General features: G+C 65.3%; 24 protein-coding genes. 8 read left to right on the top strand and 16 right to left on the bottom strand.

Going from position 1 to position 25,230, the window contains the following annotated elements; translation table 11 throughout:
• Positions 1 to 53 precede the first annotated feature (53 nt).
• Positions 54 to 1,463, bottom strand: coding sequence for a GntR family transcriptional regulator MpaR (gene mapR / locus NMG10_RS24130; RefSeq protein ID WP_028692181.1), 1,410 nt, complete (start codon positions 1,461 to 1,463; stop codon positions 54 to 56).
• 39 nt (positions 1,464 to 1,502) lie between these two features.
• Positions 1,503 to 2,909: a cytochrome c oxidase accessory protein CcoG gene (gene ccoG / locus NMG10_RS24125; RefSeq protein ID WP_254465258.1), complete on the bottom strand. Its 1,407-nt coding sequence runs from the start codon at positions 2,907 to 2,909 to the stop codon at positions 1,503 to 1,505.
• Between the two features lie 425 nt (positions 2,910 to 3,334).
• Here ccoG and NMG10_RS24120 point away from each other — a divergent pair, with 425 nt between their 5' ends.
• A complete protein-coding gene (locus NMG10_RS24120) occupies positions 3,335 to 3,871 on the top strand; it encodes an MgtC/SapB family protein (protein ID WP_232855375.1) in 537 nt (178 codons plus the stop codon).
• A 539-nt stretch (positions 3,872 to 4,410) separates the two neighbouring features.
• On the opposite strand, the gene NMG10_RS24115 is transcribed toward NMG10_RS24120, so the two are convergent.
• The 3 genes from NMG10_RS24115 to NMG10_RS24105 all read right to left on the bottom strand — a co-directional run bounded on the left by NMG10_RS24115 (position 4,411) and on the right by NMG10_RS24105 (position 6,820).
• A complete protein-coding gene (locus tag NMG10_RS24115) occupies positions 4,411 to 5,310 on the bottom strand; it encodes a hydroxymethylglutaryl-CoA lyase (RefSeq protein ID WP_234562911.1) in 900 nt (299 codons plus the stop codon).
• 20 nt (positions 5,311 to 5,330) lie between these two features.
• Positions 5,331 to 5,732, bottom strand: coding sequence for a MerR family DNA-binding transcriptional regulator (locus NMG10_RS24110; RefSeq protein WP_028692177.1), 402 nt, complete (start codon positions 5,730 to 5,732; stop codon positions 5,331 to 5,333).
• 215 nt (positions 5,733 to 5,947) lie between these two features.
• Positions 5,948 to 6,820, bottom strand: a complete 873-nt coding sequence (locus NMG10_RS24105; protein ID WP_254465257.1) for a helix-turn-helix domain-containing protein — start codon at positions 6,818 to 6,820, stop codon at positions 5,948 to 5,950.
• A gap of 166 nt (positions 6,821 to 6,986) precedes the next feature.
• Here NMG10_RS24105 and pobA point away from each other — a divergent pair, with 166 nt between their 5' ends.
• The 4 genes from pobA to feaR all read left to right on the top strand — a co-directional run bounded on the left by pobA (position 6,987) and on the right by feaR (position 11,628).
• Positions 6,987 to 8,174 (top strand): 4-hydroxybenzoate 3-monooxygenase, encoded by a 1,188-nt coding sequence (gene pobA / locus NMG10_RS24100; protein ID WP_254465256.1) that lies wholly within the window; start codon positions 6,987 to 6,989, stop codon positions 8,172 to 8,174.
• A gap of 248 nt (positions 8,175 to 8,422) precedes the next feature.
• A complete protein-coding gene (locus NMG10_RS24095) occupies positions 8,423 to 9,922 on the top strand; it encodes an APC family permease (protein ID WP_254465255.1) in 1,500 nt (499 codons plus the stop codon).
• Positions 9,903 to 10,466: a DUF3156 family protein gene (locus NMG10_RS24090; protein WP_254465254.1), complete on the top strand. Its 564-nt coding sequence runs from the start codon at positions 9,903 to 9,905 to the stop codon at positions 10,464 to 10,466. The genes NMG10_RS24095 and NMG10_RS24090 overlap by 20 nt, the downstream gene beginning before the upstream one ends.
• 196 nt (positions 10,467 to 10,662) lie before the next feature.
• On the top strand, positions 10,663 to 11,628 hold the full coding sequence (feaR, locus tag NMG10_RS24085; protein WP_203646983.1) for a transcriptional regulator FeaR: 966 nt from the start codon (positions 10,663 to 10,665) through the stop codon (positions 11,626 to 11,628).
• A gap of 157 nt (positions 11,629 to 11,785) precedes the next feature.
• Here the strand turns inward: feaR and NMG10_RS24080 are convergent, their stop codons facing one another.
• The 4 genes from NMG10_RS24080 to NMG10_RS24065 form a co-directional block, all read right to left on the bottom strand.
• Complete coding sequence (locus tag NMG10_RS24080; RefSeq protein WP_050705511.1) at positions 11,786 to 12,151, bottom strand: cupin domain-containing protein; 366 nt, start codon at positions 12,149 to 12,151, stop codon at positions 11,786 to 11,788.
• Positions 12,152 to 12,181: 30 nt separating this feature from the next.
• Positions 12,182 to 13,480: an FAD-binding oxidoreductase gene (locus tag NMG10_RS24075; protein ID WP_203646981.1), complete on the bottom strand. Its 1,299-nt coding sequence runs from the start codon at positions 13,478 to 13,480 to the stop codon at positions 12,182 to 12,184.
• Positions 13,481 to 13,855: 375 nt separating this feature from the next.
• The gene (gene cprA, locus NMG10_RS24070; RefSeq protein WP_254465253.1) at positions 13,856 to 15,013 is read right to left on the bottom strand and encodes a cationic peptide resistance protein CprA; all 1,158 of its coding nucleotides are present in this window, start codon (positions 15,011 to 15,013) and stop codon (positions 13,856 to 13,858) included.
• 376 nt (positions 15,014 to 15,389) lie between these two features.
• Complete coding sequence (locus tag NMG10_RS24065; RefSeq protein WP_232855368.1) at positions 15,390 to 16,220, bottom strand: alpha/beta fold hydrolase; 831 nt, start codon at positions 16,218 to 16,220, stop codon at positions 15,390 to 15,392.
• A 117-nt stretch (positions 16,221 to 16,337) separates the two neighbouring features.
• Between NMG10_RS24065 and NMG10_RS24060 the strand changes: the two genes are divergently transcribed.
• Complete coding sequence (locus NMG10_RS24060) at positions 16,338 to 16,778, top strand: MerR family transcriptional regulator (protein WP_232855367.1); 441 nt, start codon at positions 16,338 to 16,340, stop codon at positions 16,776 to 16,778.
• Between the two features lie 118 nt (positions 16,779 to 16,896).
• On the opposite strand, the gene NMG10_RS24055 is transcribed toward NMG10_RS24060, so the two are convergent.
• Positions 16,897 to 17,850: an acetoacetate decarboxylase (ADC) gene (locus NMG10_RS24055; protein WP_203652663.1), complete on the bottom strand. Its 954-nt coding sequence runs from the start codon at positions 17,848 to 17,850 to the stop codon at positions 16,897 to 16,899.
• A gap of 205 nt (positions 17,851 to 18,055) precedes the next feature.
• Between NMG10_RS24055 and NMG10_RS24050 the strand changes: the two genes are divergently transcribed.
• Positions 18,056 to 19,282: an NADH:flavin oxidoreductase/NADH oxidase family protein gene (locus NMG10_RS24050; protein WP_254465252.1), complete on the top strand. Its 1,227-nt coding sequence runs from the start codon at positions 18,056 to 18,058 to the stop codon at positions 19,280 to 19,282.
• Positions 19,283 to 19,338: 56 nt separating this feature from the next.
• On the top strand, positions 19,339 to 19,752 hold the full coding sequence (gene arfB, locus NMG10_RS24045) for an alternative ribosome rescue aminoacyl-tRNA hydrolase ArfB (protein ID WP_203646975.1): 414 nt from the start codon (positions 19,339 to 19,341) through the stop codon (positions 19,750 to 19,752).
• Between the two features lie 221 nt (positions 19,753 to 19,973).
• On the opposite strand, the gene NMG10_RS24040 is transcribed toward arfB, so the two are convergent.
• The 6 genes from NMG10_RS24040 to NMG10_RS24015 form a co-directional block, all read right to left on the bottom strand.
• Entirely contained in the window at positions 19,974 to 20,879 is a 906-nt protein-coding gene (locus tag NMG10_RS24040) for a MurR/RpiR family transcriptional regulator (protein WP_254465251.1), read from the bottom strand.
• A gap of 78 nt (positions 20,880 to 20,957) precedes the next feature.
• Positions 20,958 to 21,722, bottom strand: coding sequence for an ABC transporter ATP-binding protein (locus NMG10_RS24035; RefSeq protein WP_232855360.1), 765 nt, complete (start codon positions 21,720 to 21,722; stop codon positions 20,958 to 20,960).
• 19 nt (positions 21,723 to 21,741) lie between these two features.
• Positions 21,742 to 22,854, bottom strand: coding sequence for a succinylglutamate desuccinylase/aspartoacylase family protein (locus NMG10_RS24030; RefSeq protein WP_254465250.1), 1,113 nt, complete (start codon positions 22,852 to 22,854; stop codon positions 21,742 to 21,744).
• Positions 22,855 to 22,863: 9 nt separating this feature from the next.
• Positions 22,864 to 23,562 (bottom strand): ABC transporter permease, encoded by a 699-nt coding sequence (locus NMG10_RS24025; protein ID WP_186714582.1) that lies wholly within the window; start codon positions 23,560 to 23,562, stop codon positions 22,864 to 22,866.
• 12 nt (positions 23,563 to 23,574) lie between these two features.
• A complete protein-coding gene (locus NMG10_RS24020) occupies positions 23,575 to 24,264 on the bottom strand; it encodes an ABC transporter permease (RefSeq protein ID WP_234562295.1) in 690 nt (229 codons plus the stop codon).
• A gap of 24 nt (positions 24,265 to 24,288) precedes the next feature.
• Positions 24,289 to 25,065 carry an ABC transporter substrate-binding protein gene (locus NMG10_RS24015; protein WP_232855358.1) on the bottom strand — a complete coding sequence of 259 codons (777 nt, stop codon included), beginning with the start codon at positions 25,063 to 25,065 and terminating at the stop codon, positions 24,289 to 24,291.
• Positions 25,066 to 25,230 lie beyond the last annotated feature (165 nt).

The following is a 25,230-nucleotide window of genomic DNA, read 5'->3' as shown; positions in this document are numbered from 1 at the left end:
TCCGATGGACCCTAACACTATAGTTGTGGTCCTTGTTCCCAGCCATCAAGCCGTCAAAATGATCGCACGATCCGCCCCAGGGTCTCCATGGCCTGTTCCGCGCCATCCCCCCAGGGGCTGCCGTAGTTCAGGCGGATGCAGTTGCCGAAGCGCCGGGTCGGCGAGAAGATCGGTCCCGGCGCGATGCTGATGCCCTGGGCCAAAGCCATGTGGAACAGCTTCAGGGCGTCCATCTGCTCGGGCAGCTCCAGCCACAGGAAGTAGCCCCCGGAGGGTTGGCTGACCCGGGTCTGCGCCGGGAAGTGGCGGGCGATGGCGGCCAGCATGTTGGCCTGTTGGCCCTCGAGGGCGTAGCGCAGCTTGCGCAGGTGGCGATCGTAGCCGCCATGTTGCAGGTAGTCGGCAATCGCCGCCTGGGCCGGCATCGAGGCGCACAGCGAGGTCATCAGCTTGAGCCGCTCGATCTTCTGCGCGAAGCGTCCGGCCGCCACCCAGCCGATCCGGTAGCCGGGGGCCAGGCTTTTGGCGAACGAGCCGCAGTGCATCACCAGGCCTTCGGTGTCGAAGGCCTTGGCCGGTTTCGGTGCCTGCTGCGAGTAGTACAGCTCGGCGTAGACGTCGTCCTCGATCAGCGGCACCTGGTGGCGACGCAGCAGCTCGACCAGTTCCTGCTTCTTGGCCTCCGGCATGCTGGCGCCCACCGGGTTCTGGAAGTTGGTCATGCACCACACGGCCTTGACCGGGTGTTTCTCCAGGGTCTGGGCCAGCACGCCTAGGTCCATGCCTTCACGCGGGTGGACAGGGATCTCCACCGCCTTGAGCTTGAGCCGTTCGAGCACCTGCAGGCAGGCGTAGAAGGCCGGTGCCTCGATGGCCACCAGGTCGCCGGGCTGGGTCACGGCTTGCAGGCACAGGTTCAGTGCCTCCAGCGCACCGTTGGTGATCAGCAGCTCCTCCATCGGCAGCATCAGCCCGGCGACCATGTAGCGCAGGGCGATCTGCCGACGCAGTTGCGGGTTGCCCGGCGACAGGTCGGTGACCACCATGCGCGGGTCCATGGCCCGGCTGGCACTGGCCAGCGAGCGTGACAGGCGCTGCAGGGGGAACAGGGTCGGGCTGGGGAAGGCCGAACCGAACGGCACGGTGTGCGGATCCTTGATCGAGTCGAGGATCGAGAACACCAGGCCGCTGACATCGACATCGGTGGACTCGCTGGCCGGCGCCTGGGGCTGCGGCTCGCTGAACGGGCGCGGCGCATGGGCGTTGACGAAGTAGCCCGAGCGCGGCCGGGCGCGGATCAGCCCGCGCCGCTCCAGCAGGTAGTAGGCCTGGAACACGGTGGACGGGCTGACCCCGTGGGTCTGGCTGGCGTAGCGTACCGAAGGCACCCGCTGGCCGGGGCCAAGCACCCCGGAGCGGATCAGTTCGGCAATGTCGTCGGCGAATCGTTCGTAGCGTTTCATTATGGTCTGGGCAGGCAAGGTGGTGATCAGTTTAAGGGATCAGCGATTCATCGGCGCGACGAAACGGCTGTGCGCGGTGCTGCGGATGCCCGGCTGGTCGCTGTCCTGGATCTCGAACGTCAGCTCCTGGGAGCTGCTGCTCGGGCGGTCGGCGAGCATCGCCACCGACACCGGCAGCTCGCTCATTTCGCCAGCGGCGAGGGTGAACTCGGTGCGCCCGTGCAGTTCGAAACCATCGGCGTCCACCAGGCGCAGGCGATAGTGCTGCGGTTCCTGGGTCTTGTTGATGATCTTGAGCAGGTAGATGTTCTCGATCTGGCCCAGGGCGTTCTCGCGGAACAGGCCACGGTCCTTGATCACGTCCATCGACACCATCGGGCGCATCTGCAGGGCGACCACCAGGGCGCCGATCATCACCGTCAGCGCGGCGGCGTAGCCCAGCAGGCGAGGGCGCAGCCAGTGGGTCTTGCCGCCTTGCAGGTTGTGCTCGGACTTGTAGCCGATCAGGCCGCGGGCGTAGTTCATCTTGTCCATCACCCCGTCGCAGGCGTCGATGCAGGCGGCGCAGCCGATGCAGGCCATCTGCAGACCCTCGCGGATATCGATGCCGGTGGGGCAGACCTGCACGCACAGGGTGCAGTCGATGCAGTCGCCCAGGCCCTGGCTGCGCGGGTCGCTGCCTTTCTTGCGCGGGCCACGGGCTTCGCCGCGGCTGGGGTCGTAGGCCACCGCCAGGGTGTCCTTGTCGAACATCACGCTCTGGAACCGCGCATAGGGGCACATGTGCATGCACACCGCCTCGCGCAGCCAGCCGGCATTGAGGTAGGTGGCGCCGGTGAAGAACAGGATCCAGAACAGCGCAACGCCGCCCAGCTCGAAGCTGAACAGCTCGGCGGCCAGTGGGCGGATCGGGGTGAAGTAGCCGACGAAGGTCAGCCCGGTGAGCAGGCCGATGGCCAGCCACAGGCCGTGCTTGAGGCCGCGCCGGGCGATCTTTTCGACGCCCCAGGGCGCGGCGGCCAGCTTGATGCGCTGGTTGCGGTCGCCTTCGGTGATCTTCTCGCACCACATGAACAGCCAGGTCCAGGTGCTCTGCGGGCAGCTGTAGCCGCACCAGACACGCCCGGCGAACACCGTGATGGCGAACAGGCCGAAGGCGCAGATGATCAGCAGCGCCGACAGCAGGATGAAGTCCTGCGGCCAGAAGGTCGCGCCGAAGATGTGGAACTTGCTTTCGGCCAGGTCCCAGAGCACGGCCTGGCGGTCGCCCCACTGCAACCAGGCGGTGCCGAAGAACAGTACGAACAGCAACCCGGCGAAGGCGATCCGCAGGTTGCGGTAGAAGCCGGTGAAGCTGCGGGTGTGGATGCCATCGGCCACCTGGCTTTTGCTCTTGTTGGCGGCGGGGGCAATCTCGATGACTCGGAAGGGGATTCTATCGCTCATGGTTCATCGCTCATCAGGCCTCGATCAGGCCAGGGCACTATGGCCCCCGATCTGTTTTCAGCACAGGCCCAGATATTGAGAGAAAAACCATATCAGATGATTGGTTGATTTGCTCAGGCATTGGATTTAGCAGCCTTGAGCAATTGGTTGCAGATGCCTGCGGCTATCCACCGCACCTTCGTCGCAGCGTGCTTGGGGCCGTTGGGCGGGGTGCAAGGCACGAGGTGCTTGTGTCGCGGTCATCTGTAGGAGATCGCACAGGGAAGCACACCCTGTGGAAGCGGGTTTACCCGCGAAGAATCCAAAGAGGTGGATGGCACCGGCTGCGCCGGTGTTCGCGGCGGTCCGATAAACCCACTCCCACAGGGGCGCGAACTGCGCGACAGGCGATCTTCCACAAGGATCGGGGACACCGGAGGCAAGCGATGGACACATTCTGGCAATCGGTGCTCGAGGCCTTGCAGACCGAGTTCGCCGATGTCACCGACGAGCGCGAGGTCGCCCGCATCCTGATCCGCCTGCTGATGGCGGCCCTGCTGGGGGCGGTGCTGGGCTTCGAGCGCGAGAGCAAGGGCAAGGCGGCCGGAGTGCGCACGCACATGCTGGTGTCGATGGGGGCGGCGTTGTTCGTGCTGGCGCCGAGCATGGCCGGCGCCGACGAGCAGGCGTTGAGCCGGGTGATCCAGGGTATCGTCGCCGGCATCGGTTTTCTCGGGGCGGGCACGATTCTCAAGGGTAACGGCCAGGACGCCAGCCACGTCAAGGGCCTGACCACCGCCGCCGGGCTGTGGATGACTGCCGCCATCGGTACGGCCGCAGGTATGGGGCGCGAGGCCACGGCACTGGTGAGCACCGTGCTGGCGCTGCTGGTACTGGCCAGCATGCCGCTGCTGGTGGACAAGGTCGAGGGCGAGGCGAGGGAAAAGAAAGGCGAGGAAGACGAGGAGGGCAGGAAGCACTGAGGGGAGCCGAAGCTCCCCTCATAAGCGTTGTTGCCTGCTCTTTTCTTATTATTGGAGACGGGCCTGTTGTTGTTTTTGTCGGCGGTTGTCTCTGCATTGCGGGGCCCCCAACCGGGGCCAAGAGCAAACGTATTTTTTTGAGCGCTGACCTGCGTTCATGCAACGTGATCCAACCTTGACTGCCGCTACCTTGGAGGTAGTTTTATTGTTCTGTGTCAGGCTGCGGGGTCGAAACCCCTGGAAAGCACGTCGACTCCAAAAAAATCTGCTTGCTACGCCTCTGCCGTGTTGTTCTTGTTATGTCAGAGCCGTTTACTGTTGTTTTTATTGGGTATCGCGTTTTTTGTTCTTGTTATGCCAAAAGATATAGCAGGTGGCGTGCCAACTTTTTAAAGTCCTTTAAAATCAATGGTTTGATGATTTTCGAGGGAAAGCTGGCACGTGAAATTCTGTCGAATTGTTTCCCTGTTACCCGATTTTTTTCTGCAAAGCGTGTAGGCGGTAACACTCCGCCCACACCTGTGTGACAGGCGTATGACTCAGCGCACGCCACGTGCCCGCGCCACCCGCGAACCGGTGGCGCGCCCCAGCACTTCGCTGATGCGCAGGCCGGCGGCGATCAGCTTGTCCAGGTCGATCCCGGTCTCGATGCCCAGCCCCTGCATCAGGTACACCACGTCCTCGCTGGCGACGTTACCGGTGGCACCCTTGGCGTACGGGCAACCGCCCAGGCCCGCCACCGAGCTGTCGAATACGCTGATGCCTTCCAGCAGGCTGGCGTAGACATTGGCCAGGGCCTGGCCATAGGTATCGTGGAAGTGCCCGGCCAGTTGCTCGCGGGGTACCTGGGCCGCGACCACCTCGAACAGGCGGCGGGTATCACCGGCGGTGCCGGTGCCGATGGTGTCGCCCAGCGACACCTCATAGCAGCCCATGTCGTGCAGGGCGCGGGCCACCGGCGCGACCTGCTCGGCACTGATACGCCCCTCGTAGGGGCAGCCGAGCACGCAGGACACATAGCCGCGCACCCGCACACCCTGGCTGCGGGCGGCGTCCATGATCGGCTCGAAGCGCTTGAGGCTGTCACTGATCGAGCAGTTGATGTTGCGCTGCGAGAAGGCTTCCGAGGCCGCCGCGAACACCGCCACTTCCTTCACCCCGGCGGCCAGGGCATCCTCGAAACCGCGCAGGTTGGGTGCCAGGGCCGCATAGGTGACCCCTTTGCGCTGGCAGATACCGGCGAACACCTCGGCGGAGCCGGCCATCTGCGGCACCCACTTGGGCGAGACGAAACTGCCGACTTCGATATAGCCGAGACCGGCGTCGGTGAGGTCGTCCACCAGCCGCACCTTGTCGGCGACGCTGATGGGCTGGGCTTCGTTCTGCAGGCCGTCGCGCGGGCCGACTTCGACCAGGCGGACATTCTTGGGCAATGACATGGCGGGCTTCCTGTGGCGGATCAACGGTGGGGGTGCGACGGGTTCAGGGTGGCGGCCAGGGCCTGCTCGCAGCGCTCCTGGGCGGTGTCCAGCTCCAGGTGCATCTGCTGGATGTCGAGCATCTGCTGTTCGAGCTGGGCACGGCGTTCGGCGATCTTGGCCAGCATGCTGGTGAGCTGCTTCTGGTTGCCGCTGGTGGGGTCGTAGAGTTCGATCAGCTCCCGGCACTCGGCCAGCGAGAAGCCGATGCGCTTGCCCCGCAGGATCAGCTTGAGGGTGACCTTGTCGCGTGCCGAGTAGATGCGCTCCAGGCCACGGCGCTCGGGGCTGAGCAGGCCCTGTTCCTCGTAGAAGCGGATGGCGCGGGTGGTGATGTCCAGCTCGCGGGACAGGTCGGAGATGCTGTAGGTCTGGCTGCTCATGCTTGGGCTCGGGGGAGGGAATGCGAGTAACCTAATGCCAGGTTGACGTATACGTCAAGCAGGCTGCCAAGGGATTTGGCTCTCTGTAGGAGCGGCCTTGTGCCGCGAAAGGGCCGCTGAGCGGCCCCAGGATTCAGCTTTTAAGCAAAGATCGCCGGGGCCGCTCTGCGGCCCTTTTCGCGGCACAAGGCCGCTCCTACCGGGACTGCGCAAGTTCAGGGATGGAGCGACCTGCGATATTCCTTGGGCGTCTGGCCATCGAGCCGCTTGAAGAACCGCGCAAAGTAGGTCGGATCGCTGAACCCCAGGTTGTCGGAAAGCTGGCCGATGCTCATGCGGGTATACGCCAGGTTTCGCCGCGCCTCGAGCAGCAGGCGCTGGTGGATCACCTGCAACGCCGATTGCCCGGCCAGCGTGCGGCACAGCTGGTTCAACTGCAGGCTGGTGATGCCCAGCCGACCGGCGAATACGTCCACGGCCAAGTGCTCGCGGTAATGCGCCTCGACCAGGCGCAGGTAACGCCCCAGCAGTTGCTGGTCCCGTTCGTCCTGATTGCGCGCCGGCAGGGCGCGCTGCTGGCGGTGAATCCAGACCATCAACGCGGTGACCAGCGCCTGCAGCATGGGCCCTCGCGCCGGTGCGCTGCCCTGGTACTCCTGCTGCAGCGTGTCGATCAGTCCGTGCAGGCGCATACGGTCCTGGCCCAGCGGGTAACAGCGGGGGGCCGCCAGTACGCTCAAGGGCGCGCCGAGGCGCTGCTCCAGGTCGACCACCAGGGCCGTGCCGAAGGTCAGCACATGCCCCTGGATATCGGCGCTGAAGCGAAAGCCATGCACGGTGAGCGGCGGCACCACCTGGATCGCCGCCTCGCGAATCACCCGGCGCTCGCCCTCGATCTCCACCTGGGCCTCGCCCCGTTGCACATAAAGAAGCTGGAACAGTTCGGCATGCCGGTGCGGCTTGATTTCCCAATGGTGCAGGCGGCTGCGCGCCGGGATCGACTCGCAGTGCAGCAGGTCGGTGTCCGGCCAGGCGTGGTGTTCGCCGTACAGTTGGAACAGCGGGATACCGGGGAGCGGGGTGTTCATGAAAGGCTGTCCGTTAATCGAACGAATTTTGTAAAAGTACAGTTTTTAGCGCAGATATCACACGTTTCGCGCCAGGTTAGCCAGTAAAAATACAGGTGCAAACCCTAACAGCAGGTGTACGGCCATTGCCAGTACCGGCCGGCATCGTCATCGCGAGACAACAACAATGAAGACTCAGGTTGCAATCATCGGCGCCGGCCCCTCTGGCCTGCTGCTGGGCCAGCTGCTGCACCGTGCGGGCATCGACACGCTGATCGTCGAACGCCAGGCCCCGGACTATGTGTTGGGGCGTATCCGTGCCGGGGTGCTCGAGCAAGGCACGGTCGACCTGCTGCGCGAAGCCGGGGTGGCCGAGCGCATGGACCGTGAGGGGCTGGTGCATGAAGGCGTCGAACTGCTGGTCAATGGCCGTCGCCAGCGCCTCGACCTGAAGGCACTGACCGGCGGTAAGACGGTGATGGTGTACGGCCAGACCGAGGTCACCCGCGACCTGATGCAGGCGCGCCAGGCCAGCGGGGCGCCGATCATCTATTCGGCGGACAATGTCCGCCCCCATGCCATCGACGGCGAGCGGCCCTACCTCACCTTCGACAAGGACGGTCGCCAGCACCGCGTCGACTGCGACTACATCGCCGGCTGCGACGGCTTCCACGGTGTAGCGCGCCAGAGCATTCCGGCCGATGTGCTGAAGGTCTACGAGCGGGCCTACCCGTTCGGCTGGCTGGGGCTGCTGGCCGACACCCCGCCGGTCAACCACGAGCTGATCTACGCCCACCATGAACGTGGCTTCGTGCTGTGCAGCCAGCGCTCCCAGACCCGCAGCCGCTACTACCTGCAGGTGCCCTTGCAGGAGCGGGTGGAGGACTGGTCCGACGCGCGCTTCTGGGAAGAGCTCAAGGCACGCCTGCCGGCGGAGGTGGCCGCGCAGCTGGTCACGGGACCGGCGCTGGAGAAGAGCATCGCGCCGCTACGCAGCCATGTGCTCGAGCCCATGCAGCATGGCCGCCTGTTCCTGGTCGGCGACGCTGCCCATATCGTCCCGCCCACCGGCGCCAAGGGCCTGAACCTGGCAGCGTCGGACGTCAACTATCTGTACCGGATCCTGGTCAAGGTGTACCGCGAGGGGCGCACCGACCTGCTGGCCGAGTATTCGCCGATGGCCTTGCGACGGGTATGGAAGGGCGAGCGATTCAGTTGGTTCATGACCCGGCTGCTGCACGATTTTGGCGAGCACCAGGATGATTGGGAGCGCAAGATGCAGGAGGCGGATCGTGAGTATTACCTGGGCTCGTCGGTCGGCCTTGCCAATATTGCCGAGAACTATGTGGGGCTGCCATTCGAGGCGGTGGAATAGGACCGGCGAGGATCGCGTCGAGGTTCAATCGTCGGCACGCAGGCCCCAGGGCATGCAGCAGGGCTGGCAGGGAGCGGCAAGATCGGCGGCAGGCTGTGGCAAGACCCCGCCTGGGAGGAGGCCGCAAAGTGAAGGGGTAATGCCGGCAATGGGTGTCAAGCTCATCGCGGGGCAGGCCCGGCGTTCGCCAGCACTTGCGGCGCGCCGGGCAAGCGATCATCTTTCCCTCGTCCACCCAGGGCCTACCCATGACAATAAACAATAAGCTCACCGAGCACCTCAACCGTGGCAGCGTCGGCTTCCCAACCGCGCTGGCCAGCACCGTTGGCCTGATCATGGCCAGCCCCGTGATCCTCACCGCGACCATGGGTTTCGGCATTGGCGGCAGCGCCTTCGCCGTGGCCATGGTGATCGCCGCGGTGATGATGCTGGCGCAGTCGACCACCTTCGCCGAGGCGGCGGCGATCCTGCCGACCACCGGCTCCGTCTACGACTACATCAACTGCGGCCTGGGTCGTTTCTTCGCCATCACCGGCACCCTCTCGGCGTACCTGATCGTGCATGTGTTCGCCGGCACCGCCGAGACCATCCTCTCCGGGGTCATGGCCCTGGTGAACTTCGAGCACCTCAACACCCTGGCCGAGTCGGCTGGCGGATCCTGGTTGCTGGGAGTGGGCTTCGTGCTGGTGTTCGGCGTGCTCAACGCTTTCGGCGTAAGCGCCTTTGGCCGTGCCGAAGTGGTGCTGACCTTCGGCATGTGGACCACGCTGATGGCGTTCGGCGTGCTTGGCCTGATCGCCGCGCCGGCGGTGGAGCTGGACGGGCCGTTCGGCGTGTCGCTGGTTGGCACCGACCTGATGACCATCCTGTCGCTGGTGGGCATGGCCATGTTCATGTTCGTCGGCTGCGAATTCGTCACCCCGCTGGCCCCGGAACTGCGCCGCTCGGCCTGGGTCATGCCCAAGGCCATGGCCCTGGGCCTGTTCGGCGTGGCCAGCTGCATGTTCATCTACGGCGCGGCGATGAAGCGCCAGGTGGAGAACGTCGTGCTCGACGCCGCCAGCGGCGTGCACCTGCTGGACACGCCCATGGCCATCCCGCGTTTCGCCGAGCAGGTGATGGGCGATATCGGCCCGGTGTGGCTGGGCATCGGCTTCCTCTTCGCCGGCGCCGCCACCATCAACACGCTGATGGCCGGGGTGCCGCGGATTCTCTACGGCATGGCGGTGGACGGGGCGCTGCCCAAGGTGTTCACCTACCTGCACCCGCGCTTCAAGACGCCGTTGCTGTGCATCCTGGTGGTGGCGCTGATCCCGTGCCTGCACGCCTGGTACCTGGGCGGCAACACCGACAACATCCTGCACCTGGTGCTGGCGGCGGTATGCGCCTGGAGCACCGCGTACCTGCTGGTGACCCTGTCGGTGGTGATCCTGCGCATCCGCCGCCCGGACCTGCCGCGGGCCTACCGTTCGCCGCTGTTCCCGCTGCCGCAGATTGTCTCCAGCATCGGCATCCTGCTGGGCATGTGGTTCATCACCCCGCCGGGGATGAACCCGGCCGATGTCTACCTGCCGTTCGCCGTGATGCTCGGCGCCACTGCGGCCTATGCGCTGTTCTGGACGCTGTGCGTGCAGAAGGTCAACCCGTTCCGCCCGGCGCGGGTCGAGGACGTGCTGGAGAAGGAGTTCGCCGCCGAGCCCGGTCATTCTCTCAACGAGCAGGTGCAGCATGTCGGCAAGCTGGCTTGAACGCCTGACCGGGCCGCGTGCCCCGGCTGGATACCGGCCTGGGGCGACCTTGCAGCGGGTGTGGCGAAACCTGGGATTGACGGATTTGCAATCCGCAACATCGTTTACCTACCGCGAGGATGGCCCTCGGATCGAAGTGCGTGAGCGCACCGAGAGTCATCTGCTGATGCACCTGGTGATGTGCGAGTTCATCCTGCGCGTGCCTGCCCGCGACCAGGGCAGGTTGCGGGCGGAACTGCACCACACCGGCGCGCTGCGCCGCAGTGGTGTTACCTGCCGACGGCGGGGCGGCGACCAGGCCTTGTTCGAGCGCCTCGACGCGCGTCTCGCAGCGGTTCACGCCATCCTGATGCCCCTGGATTTCAAGCGCCTGGCCATCGACTGCCAGGACGGCCTGTGGCAGGTAACCCTGGAGCACATGGGCGCCAGCGAGGTGGTCAACCGGATGCCCGCCTTGCGCCGCTACATTCCCCTCGACGCAGAACAGCGCAAGCACCTCTGGCAGGTATTTGATGCGTTGGAGCGCATGCTTCGCGATCTTTGAACCTGGGGCCGCTTCGCGCCCCTTTCGCGGCACAAGGCCGCTCCTACAGACGATCGCATCCTTGTGTAGGAGCGGCCTTGCGCCGCGAAGCGCTCCCACCGTCCTAAAGCCTCCCGCGAACAATGATAGTTGTACGCTCATTGATAACATGTTAACAATTAGCGCATAACAACAACGCCCGCGTGTGGAGGTTGCCATGCCCCAACCCGTCACTCAGTGCAACGCCAGACCCGCCCTGGACGGCCTGGAGCGCTGGACCACGGCCATGCAGAAGGTCTGCGGCCGGTTCCAGACCGAACTGGCCTTCAACCGCTCGCTGTTCATCGGCGAGATCTCGACCTACAACCGCGCCGGCCTGGCCCTGGCCAACCTGCGTACCAACGCCGGCACCATCCGCCGCTTTGGCGACAACCCCGACCGCGACGACGACCAGCATTGCTTTTTGGTCAGCCAACGCATGGGCTACTCGCAGATCACCCAGGACGGCGTGAGTATCCAGCTGTCACCGGGCGAGCTGCTGCTGATGGATTCGGTAGGCCCGTGCGAGATCACCCCGTTCGGCCTGATCGAGCATGTCTCGCTGTCGCTGTCCCGCGAGCAGGTGCGCAAGCACGTGACCGGGCAGGGCGCGACCTTCGGCAAGATTTCCTCGACCAACGCCTGCGGGCGCATGCTGCACCTGCTGATGGACCAGTTGTGCCGCGAGGGCGACGAGGCCGGGGCAACCCAGGGCGAGGCGCTGCAGGCGGCGTTCATCGCCTTGCTGGAGCCGGGGTTCGAGCGCGGCGACGACAATCCCGGGTCGCTCGCCGGGCTCAGCGGCGCCAGCCTGCGCGGCTACGTGCAGAAGGTCATCGACGAGTCGCTGGGCCAGCCGGGCCTGACCCCGGCCAACTTGGCCGAACGCCTGAGCATCTCGGTACGCCACCTGTACCGCCTGTTCGAGGAGGAGGGCGACAGCGTCTGCCGCTACATCCAGCGCTCACGCCTGAAGCGCAGCGCGGACGACCTGTCCAACCCGTTCCTCAAGCGCGAGTCGATCACCTCGATCGCCTACAAGTGGGGGTTCACCGACTCGGCGCATTTCAGCCGGGCATTCAAGAAGCACTTCGAGCAGTCGCCGAAGGATTTCCGGGCCATGGCCCTGATGCCGGGGCGGTAATGGTCATCGCGGGGCAAGTCGCATCGGCGCACCGCCGCTCCCACAAGGTACTCATCGAACCCGTGGGAGCGGCGGTGCGCCGATGCGACTTGCCCCGCGATAGTATTAATCTGCCTGACGAGGATGTATCGGCGGCCGCTATCGCGGGGGCGTTTCGTCAGGCAATCGCCAGGTAATGCTTGACGAAGGTCTCGCTCAGCACTTCCCACAGCACCGGCGTGCCCTTGGTCACGAACCAGGCATCGCCTGCCTTGTACCGAGTCACCTGACCGGTGGATTCATCGGTCAGCTGGATCTCGCCGGTCACGATCACCGCCTGCTCGCTGAACGGGTAGACCATGCGGAACTTGCCCTGGGTGGTACCGAAGTAGGCGCTGCTGACCGGGTCGGTGGGGGCGCCGTGGGTCATCTTGCCGTAGCACTTGACCTCGCCTTCGAGGATGGTCGAGCCCAGGTCGGCAACGGTGCCCCAGGCGTCGAGTTCGGACAGTTGCACACCCTGGCGGACGGCGGTAAGGGTCATGGTGGTTCTCCTGGTCTTGTTCAAAAGGAATCAACGGCGGCCGTTGAAAAAGCCCGACAGCTGATGCACGGTCTTGCCGGCGGTCAGCAGCAGCGGACGGATGTGGTCCTTGCCGAGGATGCGTGCATGCTTGACCGAGCTGATCAGCTCGTAGCGGCTGGAGCCTTCGCTCATGCCTTCGGCGAGGATCTTGCAGATGATGTGGCTGGGGGTGACGCCGAAGCCCGAATAGCCCTGCACGTAGAAGGCGTTGGGACGGTTACTCAAGGTGCCGATCTGCGGGAACAGGTTGGCGCTGGTGGCCATCGGTCCGCCCCAGGCCAGGTCGATGCGCACGTCCTTGAGGTAGGGGAAGATCTTCAGCATCAGGTTGCGGTTCCAGGCCTTCAGGTCCTTCGGGATGTGCTCCACGAACGGGGTGGCGGCGCCGAACAGCAGACGGTTCTCGCGGGTGACGCGGTAGTAGTCGATCACCGGGCGGATGTCGCTGTAGGCACCGCGGATCGGGCTGATGCGCAGGATCTGCTCGTCCGACAGCGGTTCGGTCATCAGCTGGAAGGCGTAGGTGTTGACGGTGCGCGCATGCAGCTCGGGTTCGAGCTTGTTGAGGAAACTGTCACAGGCCCACAGCAGTTTGTTGGCCTTGACCGAGCCGCGTCCGGTGCGCACGGTGATCCGCTCGCCGTAGTGCACCTCCAGGGCCGGGCTGTGCTCGAAGATCCGCGCGCCGTGGCCGACCAGGGCCTGGGCTTCGCCGAGCAGCAGGTTCAGCGAATGCACGTGGCCGCCGCCCATGTGCAGCAGCGCGCTGCTGTAGGCGTCGGAGCCGATGATCTGCTTGACCTCCGAGCCGCCGAGGAAGCGGATCTCATCCTTGCCGTTGATCGCCTTGAAGTCTTTTTCCCAGGCGCGCAGGGTCTTTTCCTGGCGGGCGTTGAAGCCCATGTAGCCGTAGCCGTGGCAGAAGTCGGCGTCGATCTGGTAGCGGGCGATGCGCTCCTTGATGATGCCGGCGCCCAGTTCGCTGATCTCGAAGATCTCGCGCAGGCCTTTCTCGCCGACGCTGCCCTTGATCTTCTCCAGGTCGTGGCCGATGCCGGCCATGATCTGCCCGCCATTGCGGCCGGTGCCGCCGAAGCCCAGGTAGCGTGCTTCGAGCACGACGACGTTGGTGATGCCTTTCTCGGCCAGTTCCAGGGCGGTGTTGATGCCCGAGAAGCCGCCGCCGATCACCACGACATCGGCGTCGATGTCGCTTTCCAGGGTGGGGAAGCTCAGGTTGTACTTCTTGGTGGCGGTGTAGTACGTGGGCGTTTCGATGTTGATCATGGCGCAGCCTGGACAGTTGGAATTGTTGGACAGCAGGGCTTGCACAAGCGCTGGCGGTTGCAGGCATTGAGCACCTAACGACAGGTAGGTGTCTTGCCTGGGGCTGCCAGGGTTTTGCTTCAGGCTGCCAAGTGTGTCCATCTCTGAGGGCGTACGGCGACAGCATGACCTCCACAGGAGGTGTGGTGATCATGCGCCTCATGAACATGTTAAGTAAATCACCGCCAGCGGCTGCATTCCCTGTAGGAGCGGCCTTGTGCCGCGAAAGGGCTGCGCAGCGGCCCCAGGATCTCAGCGTAGAGGCAGAATTCGCTGGGGCCGCTGCGCGGCCCTTTCGCGGCACGAGGCCGCTCCTACAGGGATGGCGAATGGCTTTTACTTGAAATCCCACTGCATCTGCGTGGCGATGCTCACACCGCTGGACGACCTGACGCACACGTCCAGATAGTCGGTGAAGCGTGGCGGCACGGCGATGCCTTCTTCCAGCAGCCGGCTGTTGTCGAACAGGTAGTTGAGGTCGGCGAAGCCGCTGTACAGGCGCAGTGCGCGCAGCACCAGGCGCGGGTTGGCCGGGCCGATGCGGGCTTCGAAGCGGCTGGCCAGCGACTTCAGGTCGTCGACATCGACCTTGCGATAGCGCTCGCCCACTGGTTGCGCGCCATTGGCCAGGGCGAAGGCTTCGTCGATCTCGGCGAAGGTGCAGGCCGAGTGATGGCCGGCGGAGATGTGGTACAGGTCGTGACTCAGGCGCGGCTTGAGGGTCAGGCCGATCAGCGCCTCGGCGCAATAGTCCACCGGGATCACGTCGATCTGTTCGTCCAGGCCGCAGGTGAAGCTTTCCAGGGCGAAGCCCATGCGGAACACCCAGAAGATGCTGCCCGACGCCTGGCAACCCAGGCTGCGGTGGCCGACCACGATGGACGGCCGCGCCACCACCAGGGGCAGGGCGGGCAGCTCCTCACGCAGACGTCGTTCAACCTCAGCCTTCGAGGCGGTGTAGTCCACCAGCTGTTGGGCGGCCTCGGGGAATTCCCAGGACTCGCTGATTGGCGACTCGCGCTGCGGGCCGCAGCACATGGCGGTGCCCACGTGCAGGAAGCGCTTCAGGCGCGCGGAGCGGCTCAGCACCTGGGCAAAGGCGAAGGTGCCCTCGACGTTCACCGGCCAGATATTGGGGTTCTTCGAGAACGACGCCACGGCGGCGCAGTTGATTACCCTGTCGACCTGCATCAGCCGCGGGGTCTCGCGGGCCAGCCAGGCGGTGTCGAGGAAGTCGCCGCAGATGATCTGCGCCTCGCTCAGCGCCAGGCCCTGGCGCTCATCGACGCCATGCTGGCGCAGGTTGTCGCGCAGGCGCTGCAGGCCCTGGGCCGGGTTGTCGGCGCGGACCAGGAAGCACAGGGCGCCGGCATGGCCTTCGGCGATCATCCGGGCGGCGACGGCGCCTCCGAGAAAACCTGTGGCGCCGGTCAGCAGGATACGTTCCTGGGTTGAAGGGACAGCGTCGAGCGCGACGGTGGCAGGGGTGTTCATAGGTTTCCTCGGTTAATGACGGGCCCGGCTTACACCCCGTGACGGGGTGTAGAAGTCGTGTGAAAGTTGGGCCGAACAGCAGTTTCAGGCGCACAGCCATACGCACTCTTGAGTCAAGAGAAGGCAGCCGTACCTGGTTGGTTTGAAACCACCATGCCCAGGTAACGCGGGACGTTACCAGGGGCAGGGGTATTTAATTGTCTGGCCCGTGGCCTGTTAATTCAATTAACAGTTGTGGCCGATATGGAGGTTTTTGGTGAAAGTATTTTAATGGGTGTTGAACAGCTGTAAGTGCGCGTAGCCAATATGTAAAAAGTTTTAAAGTTGTTACTCGATCAAGTACTCGTCGGGGGCGCGGCGGCCCCCGACGGGTATCTCAACTGCGCAAGAATGCCAGCAGGTCCTTGTTGATCACGTCGGCGTGGGTGGTCGGCATGCCGTGGGGGTAGCCCTTGTAGGTCTTCAGGATGCCCTTGGGCAGCAGCTTGGCCGACAGCGGCCCCGAGTTCTCGTAGGGCACGATCTGGTCGTCGTCGCCATGCATCACCAGCACCGGGACGGTCACTTTCTTCAGCGACTCGGTGAAGTCGGTCTGGGAGAACGCGACGATGCCGTCGTAGTGTGCCTGGGCGCCGCCCATCATGCCCTGGCGCCACCAGTTGAGGATCACCCCCTGGTCCGCCTTGGCCCCGGGGCGGTTGTAGCCGTAGAACGGCCCCGCCGGGATATTGTGGTAGAACTGCGCCCGGCTGGCTTTCAGCTGGGCCTGCAGATCATCGAACACCGACTTGGGCAGCCCGCCGGGGTTGCCGTCGGTCTTGACCATCAGCGGCGGAACCGCGGCGATGATCGCGGCCTTGGGCACCTTGTCTTCGGGATGGCGGGCCATGTAGTGGATCACCTCGCCACCGCCGGTGGAGTGGCCGACATGGACCGCACCCTCGACGCCCAGGTGCTTGACCACGGCGGCCACATCGTCGGCGTAGTGGTCCATGTCGTGGCCATCCCAGACCTGGCTCGAACGGCCGTGGCCACGGCGGTCATGGGCGACCACGCGATAGCCTTCGGCGACGAAGAACAGCAGCTGGGCATCCCAGTCGTCGGCGCTCAGTGGCCAGCCGTGGTGGAAGAAGATCACCTGGGCGTTACGGGGTCCCCAGTCCTTGTAGAAGATTTCGACACCGTCTTTGCTTGTGACGTATCCCATTTCGCTTCTCCTGTCTCTAGGGTGTGGAGCGGGCAGGCCGGTGATGGTTCACCTGGCCACCGGACAACTCTAGGATTAAAGTGCGCTTCAAGGTCAATGCAATTTCAAAGGTGCCGGATGAGAATAGGAGAGTTGGCCAAACTTACCGGGCTGGCCGCGTCGCGCATCCGCTTCTACGAAGCCAGCGGGCTGATCAGCTCGGTCGAACGCAAGGCCAATGGCTATCGCGACTACGACGCCGACGCGGTGTGGGTGCTGGAAATGATCACCAACGCCCAGGCTGCCGGGTTCTCGCTGGAGGAGATCCGCCAGTTGCTGCCTGCCAAGAGCAAGGGCTGGCAGCATGACGAACTGCTCGGCGGGCTCAGGCGCAAGGTCGAGGAGATCGAGCGGCTGCAGGAGCGCCTGGCGCGCAACAAGGCGCAGTTGCTGCTGGTGATCGAGGGGATCGAGAGCAAGCCTGAAGGCATGCCCTGCGTGGACAACTCGCAGCGGGTGCTGGAGCGGTTGCGCGAGGAGCTTGCCCAGGACAAGGCCCGGCGAGCTACTGACTTGTAGGAGCGGGCTTGCCCCGCGAACACCGGCCTCGGCCGGTGCCATGCCACTGCATAGTCATGGCCGGCCTCATCGCGGGGCAAGCCCGCTCCTACAGGAATCGAGCACCGTCAGTTCCGTCTCAGTCGCTCGAGCCCAGCGCCGCCAGCGGCCTGGGCGCATACAGCGCGCTCTGGAACTCAGGCACATACTCGTACTTGACCATCCGTCCCAGCTGCAGATCGCGGATATAGCGCGACAGCTCGCCATCCCCAAGCACCAGCTGCGCCGAATCCCCGCTCATGCTCGAGGCATGCAGGGTCTGGCGCGAGGTGGCGTAGCCGTAGGCCAGCCGGCCCTGGTGGTCGAGGTTGGTGAAACTGTTGGTCACCAGGCCTGGTTCAGCGGACAGCCCCTCGAGCTTCTTCGCCCTGAAGATCACATCCACCTTGCCGCTCTGCGCGTCGCCGATGTCGTAGGTCACGGCCCGCGCATCCTCGCGGCGGTCGATCGCGGTCAGCCACTTGGGCAGGTTGTAGCCCACCACGCCGCGCACCCGCGCCAGCTCGGTATTGACCGGCAGCTTGAGTACATAACCCCAGAAATCCTTGGCCATCGACTGGCCGACCAGGGAGAAGGGCCCGAGATTAGCCTTGCCGGGCTTGCTGGTAATGATCGACAGGGCGATCTCGTTGTAGCTGTCGTTGTCGCAGTAGTCGTAGGTGTAGGCGGTAAACGCCACCAGCCCGCGCCCCGGCCACACCTGCAACGGTTGCACTTGTTCCAGCACTTCGGCGGGCATCAGGGCGCGCAGGCGGTCGAGGTCGGCGGTATAGACGGCGGTGACGCGGCTGTTCCTGTAGTAGAAGTTCGGCGAGTAGGAGGTAAAGCCCATGTCGACCCGGGTCTTCTCCAGGCCCTTGAACCAGCTCAGGTCGATGCCCGGCGCCTCGGCCTGGATCACGGCCAGCGGCGGGTTGGAACGGTAACGGTCGTACAGCCCGCCCTTGAGCACTGGCACCGAGAGCCCTGCGATGTCGATCTGCGTGGTTTCGGCGTGTTCAGGGAGGCCATTGGCGGCGTGGGTGACGGGCATCAGCAGGGCGCCGGCCAAGGCGGTTGCGCTTGCGAGTTTCACGGTGCGGTATCTCCAGGGGGGTAAGGGCTGTCGCTGCGCAATCACCCTAACGTTCAACCCAACTTGAGAGTCAATGATCAAATTTTCGCCAACCCAGGGCTTGACCTTAAAGTTGACTTCAAGGCTAGCGTCTGCGGCACGCCACTTTTTCGAGGTATTGCCGATGGACGTGTTCTCCCCCCTGACCCTGCCCAATGGCGCGGTCGTCCCCAACCGCATCGCCAAGGCCGCCATGGAGGAAAACATGGCCGATGCCGACCATGCCCCTTCGGACCGGCTGATGCGCCTGTACCAGGCCTGGGCGCAGGGCGGCGCCGGTCTGCTCATCAGCGGCAACGTCATGGTCGACCGGCGCGCCATGACCGGCCCCGGCGGCGTGGTGCTGGAAGATGACCGGCACCTGGAGCGTTTTCGCCAGTGGGCCGCCATCGGCCGCTCGAAGGGGGCGCAGTTCTGGTTGCAGATCAACCACCCCGGCCGGCAGATGCCGGCGAGTCTCGGGCAGCAGACCTGGGCACCCTCGGCCGTGGCGCTGGACCTGGGCAACATGTCCAGGCATTTCTCCACCCCGCGGGCGATGCCTGCCGAGGTGATCGACGAGGTGATCCGGCGCTTCGCCAGCTCCGCGCGGCTTGCCGAACAGGCCGGCTTCAGCGGCGTGCAGATTCACGCAGCCCATGGCTACCTGCTCAGCCAGTTCCTTTCGCCGCTGAGCAACCAGCGCACCGACCAGTGGGGCGGTTCCCTGGACAACCGCGCGCGGCTGCTGATGGAGATCGTCAAGGCGGTGCGCGCGGTGGTGTCGCCCGGCTTCGCCGTGGCGGTCAAGCTCAACTCGGCGGACTTCCAGCGTGGCGGCTTCAGCGCCGACGATGCCCGGCAGGTGGTGCGCCTGCTCAATGAGCTGGCGGTCGACCTGGTGGAACTGTCCGGTGGCAGCTACGAGGCGCCGGCGATGCAGGGCCAGGCCCGGGATGGCCGCACGCTTGCGCGTGAAGCGTACTTCCTGGAGTTCGCCCGGGACATCCGCACGGTGGCGAAGATGCCGGTGATGGTCACCGGCGGCATCCGCCGTCGACCGGTCGCCGAGCAGGTGGTGCAGAGCGGCGTCGAGATGGTCGGCATCGGCACCGCCCTGGCCATCGCACCGGCCTTGCCCCGCGCCTGGCAGGCAGGGGAGGCGGCGGTGCCGGAACTGCGCCCGATCACCTGGAAGAACAAGGCGCTGGCTTCGCTGGGCAACATGGCCATGGTCAAGTTCCAGCTGCGCAGGCTGAGCGAGGCCAAGGCGCCCGAGCCCGGGGTATCGCCATTGTGGGCTTTGCTGCGCCAGCAATGGACCGACGCCGTGCGCGCCAGGCAGTACCGGCGGCGCATGGCGCAGGCCTGACACCCCGGGACGCCAAGGAGATGCGATAATGGCCGCGCTATCACAAGAGGCGCACCATGCTGACCATCTCCAACAACGTGCATCTGCCGGATGCCGAGATCGAACTGACCTACATCCGCGCCCAGGGCGCCGGCGGGCAGAACGTCAACAAGGTCTCCAGCGCCGTGCACCTGCGCTTCGACATCCCGGCCTCGTCGCTGCCCGCGTTCTACAAGGAGCGGTTGCTGGCGCTGCGCGACAGCCGCATTACCGCTGACGGCGTGCTGATCATCAAGGCTCAGCAGTACCGCACCCAGGAGCAGAACCGCCTGGACGCGCTGGAGCGTCTGGCCGAGCTGATCATCGGCGCCGGCAAGGTCGAGAAGAAGCGCAGGCCGACCAAGCCGACCCTCGGTTCAAAGACCCGCCGCCTCGACTCGAAGTCCAGGCGTGGGACGATCAAGGCGGGGCGCGGCAAGGTGGATTTCTAGTGGGCTTGGGCGCAAGGGCAGGACTCGGCTGTTGCGTTCTTGCGGTCGGGGTTTCGAGGGCTTTGGGGGTGAGAGCTATTGACCCAGTGAGGGCCTCCAGGTGTTCGCCGTAACACTTTCAGCGCCTATGAGATCGAGCGCCGCCCGCGCGGCGCTCGATCTCATAGGCGCTACAGCTCTGACGTCGGCCTCCTTGAAAGGACCAGACCGATCTGGCGCACCTACTTTCTGCTGAACTTCTCACCTGGCACATGCAGATACGACATCACGCTTTCGGTGAGTTCGGTGGCCAGTTTCACCGCCTCCTTGTTGCGCGCCATGACCCCGGCCACCAGGCCCTCGATCAACGCCAGCACGGCGATGTTGGAGCTGGTCAGCACCGGATGATCGGCGGTGGCATACAGCACGTGACGGGCCAGCGGCGCCAGCGGCGAGGCCGGGGAGTCGGTGATGGCCAGCACGGTGGCCTTGCGCTCATGGGCGAAGCGCGACAGCTGCAGGGTGTCCTGGGAGTAACGTGGCAGGGCGATGGCCAGCAGCACGTCCTGTTCGGTGATCGCGGCCAGGCGGTAGGCGGCGTTCTCGTTGCCGCCTTCCATGCTGATGGCGCAGGTGTCCTTGCAGAACGGCACCAGGGTCGAGGCGGCGAGGCCCGCCAGGTAGACACTATTGCCGAACCCCAGCACATAGACCTTGCGCGCCTCGAGCAGGCAGCCGACGAACGCCTCGAAGGCGTCGGCCTGGTTGTTGCTGGCGGTGGTCGCCAGGTTGCTGCTGGCGCTCTGGATCTGCTCATGCAGGCCGAACTCGCCACCCGGGCGCTGAGCCAGTTCGTTGCGCAGCTTGTCCACCGGCGAGACCATCTGTTGCAGGGTCGCCACCAGCTCGGCTTTCATGCCGCTGTAGCCGCCCAGGTCCAGGGCCTTGGCCAGGCGGTTGACCGCGGCCGGTGAGGTGGCGGTGGCCTGGGCCATCTCCTCGATGGTCAGGGTCGCGGCCTTCAGCGGGTGGCGCAGGATGTAATCGGCGACCTTGCGCAGGGACGGCGGCAGTTCGCCCAGGCTCTGCGACAGCTTGCGCATGACCGCGGAGGCGTAGACGGTGGTGTTCTTGGTATGGCTCGACATCCGGCGCGACGCTCCCTGAAAGTTGCCGGTAGTGTATCCCAAGGCGCCCGGCGGCGGAGCCGTTGAGCGCCCTGGCGCTTACTTCAGGCTGCCGGCGAGGAACTGGCGCAGGCGTTCGGACTGCGGCCGGGCCAGCACTTCGCGTGGGTCGCCGCGCTCCTCGGCCTGGCCCTGGTGGAGGAACAGCAGCTGGTTGGACACCTCGCGGGCGAAGCCCATCTCGTGGGTGACCACGACCATGGTGCGGCCTTCCTGGGCCAGGTCCTGCATGACCTTGAGCACCTCGCCGACCAGCTCCGGGTCGAGCGCCGAGGTCGGCTCGTCGAACAGCATCACCTCGGGCTCCATGGCCAGGGCCCGGGCAATCGCCACCCGTTGCTGCTCGCCACCGGACATGTGCGCCGGGTAGGCGTCGCGGCGATGGCCGACACCGACCTTGGCCAGGTAGTGCTCGGCCTTGTCCCGGGCCTCCTTGCGGTTGATGCCGAGCACGTGCACCGGGGCTTCCATGACGTTGTCCAGGGCGCTCATGTGCGACCACAGGTTGAAGTGCTGGAAGACCATGCTCAACCGAGAGCGCAGGCGCTGCAGTTGGTGCGGGTCTGCCGCGCGCAGCCCGCCGCGGGCGCACTCGCGCAGCTTGAGCTGTTCACCGTTGACCAGGATCTGCCCGGCATTGGGTTGCTCGAGCAGGTTGATGCAGCGCAGGAAAGTGCTCTTGCCCGAGCCGCTGGAGCCGATGATGCTGATCACATCACCGGCGTCGGCCTGCAGTGAAACACCCTTGAGCACCTGGTGGTTGCCGTAGCTTTTGTGCAGGTCGTGGATTTGCAGTTTGTTCATCAGTCGGTACTCGCAGGGGTCAGTCGCTGAGCAAGCGACCTTGGCGGATGGAGGTGCTGCCGGCGACCTTGGCCAGCCACAGGCCGGGCTGGGCGAAGCGCAGGCGTTCGCGGGCGTAGAGGATGCCGTCGGTGGTGGCCCTGACCACGCTGTGGCGGTCGCTGAGCGGATCGAGCACTTCGAACAGCGGATCGCCGACCCGCACCTGCGCGCCCAGCGGCTGCAGGTAGCTGACCACCCCCGGGTGCTCGGCGTAGGCATACTGCGCACCGGCGAAGGGCGTGGGTTGGCAGCAATGCTCCGGCGCGGCCGGCCACGGCCCGCTGATCAGGCCCTGGTCGGCGAGGTAGCCGAGGATCTGCTCGGCGCTGGCCTGGCACTGCTCGCGTTCGGTGTCGGCCATGCCGCGCAACTCGATGGTGGTCGCCACGCAGGCCAGGGGAATCTCGGCCTCGGGGAAGTATTCGCGCAGGTGCAGCCACGGCGCCGCGCAGGCTTCATCGAAGGCATCTCCACCGGCGCCTTCGGCCAGCAGCGCCACTTGCGCGCCGAGGCGGGCGGCGAGCGGGCGCAGCTGGCTCCAGTGCTGCGGCATGGCGTACAGCAGCATCACCGATTCGAAATCGCAGTGCAGGTCCAGCACCAGGTCGGCGTCGCAGGCGTGGCGCAGCAGCAGGCGGCGCAGGCCGTCGAGCTCCGAGTCGGGCGCGGGCAGTTCGTCAAGAAGCTCGAGCATGGCCCGGCGGATGGTTGCCACGTTGGCCTGGCCATCGCTGCCCAGGCGGCCTTCCAGGTGGGCGGCCAGCGCTTCGGTCAGCGCTGGGAAATCGCGATTGAAATTCTTGCCGCTGTTGAACTCGAAACGGCCCTGGTGGGTGGCCTGGAACATCTGGCCGATGCCGATCGGGTTGGCCAGTGGCACCAGTTCGATCACCGCAGTCAGCCGGCCTTGCGCCTCGAGTTCGAGCAGGCGGCGCTTGAGCTCGATGGCCACGCGCATCCCCGGCAGCTCGTCGGCGTGCAACGAGGCCTGGATATAGGCCTTGCGCGGGCCGCTGCCAAAGCGCAGCACGCGCAGCGAGCGTTGGGTGCCGCAGGCGCTCCAGGGCAGGATATGGTCGATGTGCTGCATGGAAGCTCCTTAGTGCTTGCGGGGGGCGAGGTAGGCCAGCCAGTGGCGCTCGGCCAGCTTGAACAGGCGCACCAGCAGGAAGGTCAGGACCAGGTAGATCAGCCCGGCGGTGATGAAGGCCTCGAACGGCAGGTAGTAGCGCGCATTGAAGGTCTTTGCCGCGCCGGTGATGTCGACCAGGGTGACGATCGAGGCCAGGCTGGTGGTCTGCAGCATCATCAGCACCTCGTTGCCGTACTGCGGCAAGGTGCGGCGCAAGGCCGAGGGCAGCAGGATGCGCCGGTACAGCGTCAGCCTCGACATGCCCATGGCGCGGGCCGCCTCCACCTCGCCACGCGGCGTGGCGCGCAGGCTCCCGGCCAGCAACTCGGCGCTGTAGGCGCTGGTGTTGATGGCGAACGCCAGGCAGGTGCAGAACGTGGCGCTGGACAGGTAGGGCCACAACGGGCTCTGGCGCACCGCCTCGAACTGGGCCAGCCCGTAGTAGATCAGGAACAGCTGCACCAGCATCGGCGTGCCGCGGATCACATAGGTGTAGAGCCAGGCGGGGTAGCGCAGCAGGCACGCGCGCGAGACCCGCATCAACCCCAGCGGGATCGCCAGGGCCAGGCCGCAGGCCAGCGAGATCAACAGCACCTTGAGGGTCAGGGCGATGCCGTTCAGGTACAACGGCAGGTTCTGCCAGATCAGCGGATAGTCGAGTGTCATCGGGCAGATCCCCTAGAGCTCGGCGGCTTTGAAGCCGACCGAGTAACGTTTCTCCACGCCGCGCAACAGCAGCAGCGAGGCACTGGTCAGCAGCAGGTACAGCGCCGCCACGGCGAGGAAGAAGGTGAACGGCTGGTGGGTGGCGTCGGCGGCGTTCTTGGCCTTGAACATCATGTCCTGCAGACCGATCACCGAGATCAGCGCGGTGGACTTGGTCAGCACCAGCCAGTTGTTGGTGAAGCCCGGCAGCGCCAGGCGCACCATCTGCGGCAGGCTGATCCGCCGGAACACCTGCAGGGTGCTCATGCCGTAGGCCATACCGGCCTCGGCCTGGCCTTTGGGGATGGCCAGGAAGGCGCCGCGAAAGGTCTCCGAGAGGTAGGCACCGAAGATGAAGCCCAAGGTGCAGACCCCGGCGACGAAGGGATTGATGTCGATGTACTGCTCGTAACCCAGTGCCAGCGCCAGGCGGTTGACCAGGTCCTGGCCGCCATAGAACACCAGCAGGATCAGGACCAGGTCGGGAATACCGCGCACCACCGTGGTGTAGACCTCGCCCGGTACCGCCAGCCATTTCAGGGGGGACAGGCGACAGGCCGCACCGAACAGGCCCAGGCCGATGGCCAGTGCCATCGCCAGCAGGGCCAGGTGGATGCTCAGCCAGGCGCCATCGAGAATGCTCGATCCGTAGCCGTGAAGCATGATGAAAACCCTCGTCAGCCTGCGCTATTGGCCGTAGATGTCGAACGGGAAGTACTTGCGCTGCACCTGCTGGTAGGTGCCATTGGCGCGGATCGCGGCGATGGCGGCGTTGAGCCGCGCCAGGTTGGCGCTGTCGCCCTTGCGCACGGCGATGCCGGCGCCGCGGCCGAAGTAGTGCGGGTCGGCGATGTCCGGGCCGACCAGGGCGAAGCCCTGGCCGGCCGGGGTCTTGATGAAGCTCTCCTCGGTGTTGACGATATCGGCGAGGGTGGCATCCAGGCGCCCGGACACCAGGTCGAGGAAGGCTTCGTTCTGCGAGGCGTAGCGCACGATCTCGACCCCCGCCGGCTCCAGTTGCTCGGTGGCGAAGCGGTCATAGGTGGACGAGCGCTGCACCCCGACCTTGCGGCCCTTGAGGTCCACCGCCGGGGTGTCGAGCCGGCTGCCGGCCTTCATCGCGAACTTGCCGGGGGTCTGGTAGTACTTGTCGGTGAAGTCGACCGACTTCAAGCGATCCTCGGTGATCGACATCGACGACAGCACCGCGTCGATCTTGCGCACCTTCAGCGACGGGATCATGCCGTCGAACTCCTGGATCACCCACTGGCACTTGACCTGCATCTGTGCACAGAGGGCATTGCCGATGTCGTAGTCGAAGCCGGCGAGCTCGCCTTCGGGAGTGCGGTAGGAGAAGGGCGGGTAGGCGGCCTCGATGCCGAGGCGCAGGCTGCCTTCGTCGGCCTGGGCCAATGCGCTGCAGGCACAGAGTGCCAGCGCGCCGAGAAGTCCTGTCTTGTTCATGTTCTTGACTCCGGTGGGTGGGGCGTACCGTCCAGGGCCTTGCTTGGGAGGGGCCTGGGTACGGAGAAGAACATGACATGAAATATTTCATTTATCAATACGGTGAAAATAATTGTGTCAGTGCAGTGGTCGATGGTGTTCGCCGACAGGGTTGTGGCGCCTATG

The organism is Pseudomonas sp. DVZ6 (assembly GCF_024259445.1).
Taxonomy (GTDB): Bacteria; Pseudomonadota; Gammaproteobacteria; order Pseudomonadales; family Pseudomonadaceae; genus Aquipseudomonas; species Aquipseudomonas peradeniyensis.
This window is presented reverse-complemented; position numbering and strand designations above follow the sequence as displayed.

Coding starts and splice junctions, on each gene's coding strand:
- arfB (WP_203646975.1), top strand. CDS start 19,339: ATGCTGACCATCTCCAACAACGTGCATCTGCCGGATGCCGAGATCGAA.
- cprA (WP_254465253.1), bottom strand. CDS start 15,013: ATGAACACCCCTGCCACCGTCGCGCTCGACGCTGTCCCTTCAACCCAG.
- feaR (WP_203646983.1), top strand. CDS start 10,663: ATGCCCCAACCCGTCACTCAGTGCAACGCCAGACCCGCCCTGGACGGC.
- NMG10_RS24050 (WP_254465252.1), top strand. CDS start 18,056: ATGGACGTGTTCTCCCCCCTGACCCTGCCCAATGGCGCGGTCGTCCCC.
- NMG10_RS24055 (WP_203652663.1), bottom strand. CDS start 17,850: ATGCCCGTCACCCACGCCGCCAATGGCCTCCCTGAACACGCCGAAACC.
- NMG10_RS24060 (WP_232855367.1), top strand. CDS start 16,338: ATGAGAATAGGAGAGTTGGCCAAACTTACCGGGCTGGCCGCGTCGCGC.
- NMG10_RS24020 (WP_234562295.1), bottom strand. CDS start 24,264: ATGCTTCACGGCTACGGATCGAGCATTCTCGATGGCGCCTGGCTGAGC.
- pobA (WP_254465256.1), top strand. CDS start 6,987: ATGAAGACTCAGGTTGCAATCATCGGCGCCGGCCCCTCTGGCCTGCTG.
- NMG10_RS24040 (WP_254465251.1), bottom strand. CDS start 20,879: ATGTCGAGCCATACCAAGAACACCACCGTCTACGCCTCCGCGGTCATG.
- ccoG (WP_254465258.1), bottom strand. CDS start 2,909: ATGAGCGATAGAATCCCCTTCCGAGTCATCGAGATTGCCCCCGCCGCC.
- NMG10_RS24120 (WP_232855375.1), top strand. CDS start 3,335: ATGGACACATTCTGGCAATCGGTGCTCGAGGCCTTGCAGACCGAGTTC.
- NMG10_RS24115 (WP_234562911.1), bottom strand. CDS start 5,310: ATGTCATTGCCCAAGAATGTCCGCCTGGTCGAAGTCGGCCCGCGCGAC.
- NMG10_RS24075 (WP_203646981.1), bottom strand. CDS start 13,480: ATGATCAACATCGAAACGCCCACGTACTACACCGCCACCAAGAAGTAC.
- NMG10_RS24095 (WP_254465255.1), top strand. CDS start 8,423: ATGACAATAAACAATAAGCTCACCGAGCACCTCAACCGTGGCAGCGTC.
- NMG10_RS24035 (WP_232855360.1), bottom strand. CDS start 21,722: ATGAACAAACTGCAAATCCACGACCTGCACAAAAGCTACGGCAACCAC.
- NMG10_RS24015 (WP_232855358.1), bottom strand. CDS start 25,065: ATGAACAAGACAGGACTTCTCGGCGCGCTGGCACTCTGTGCCTGCAGC.
- NMG10_RS24030 (WP_254465250.1), bottom strand. CDS start 22,854: ATGCAGCACATCGACCATATCCTGCCCTGGAGCGCCTGCGGCACCCAA.
- NMG10_RS24110 (WP_028692177.1), bottom strand. CDS start 5,732: ATGAGCAGCCAGACCTACAGCATCTCCGACCTGTCCCGCGAGCTGGAC.
- NMG10_RS24090 (WP_254465254.1), top strand. CDS start 9,903: ATGTCGGCAAGCTGGCTTGAACGCCTGACCGGGCCGCGTGCCCCGGCT.
- NMG10_RS24080 (WP_050705511.1), bottom strand. CDS start 12,151: ATGACCCTTACCGCCGTCCGCCAGGGTGTGCAACTGTCCGAACTCGAC.
- mapR (WP_028692181.1), bottom strand. CDS start 1,463: ATGAAACGCTACGAACGATTCGCCGACGACATTGCCGAACTGATCCGC.
- NMG10_RS24025 (WP_186714582.1), bottom strand. CDS start 23,562: ATGACACTCGACTATCCGCTGATCTGGCAGAACCTGCCGTTGTACCTG.
- NMG10_RS24065 (WP_232855368.1), bottom strand. CDS start 16,220: ATGGGATACGTCACAAGCAAAGACGGTGTCGAAATCTTCTACAAGGAC.
- NMG10_RS24105 (WP_254465257.1), bottom strand. CDS start 6,820: ATGAACACCCCGCTCCCCGGTATCCCGCTGTTCCAACTGTACGGCGAA.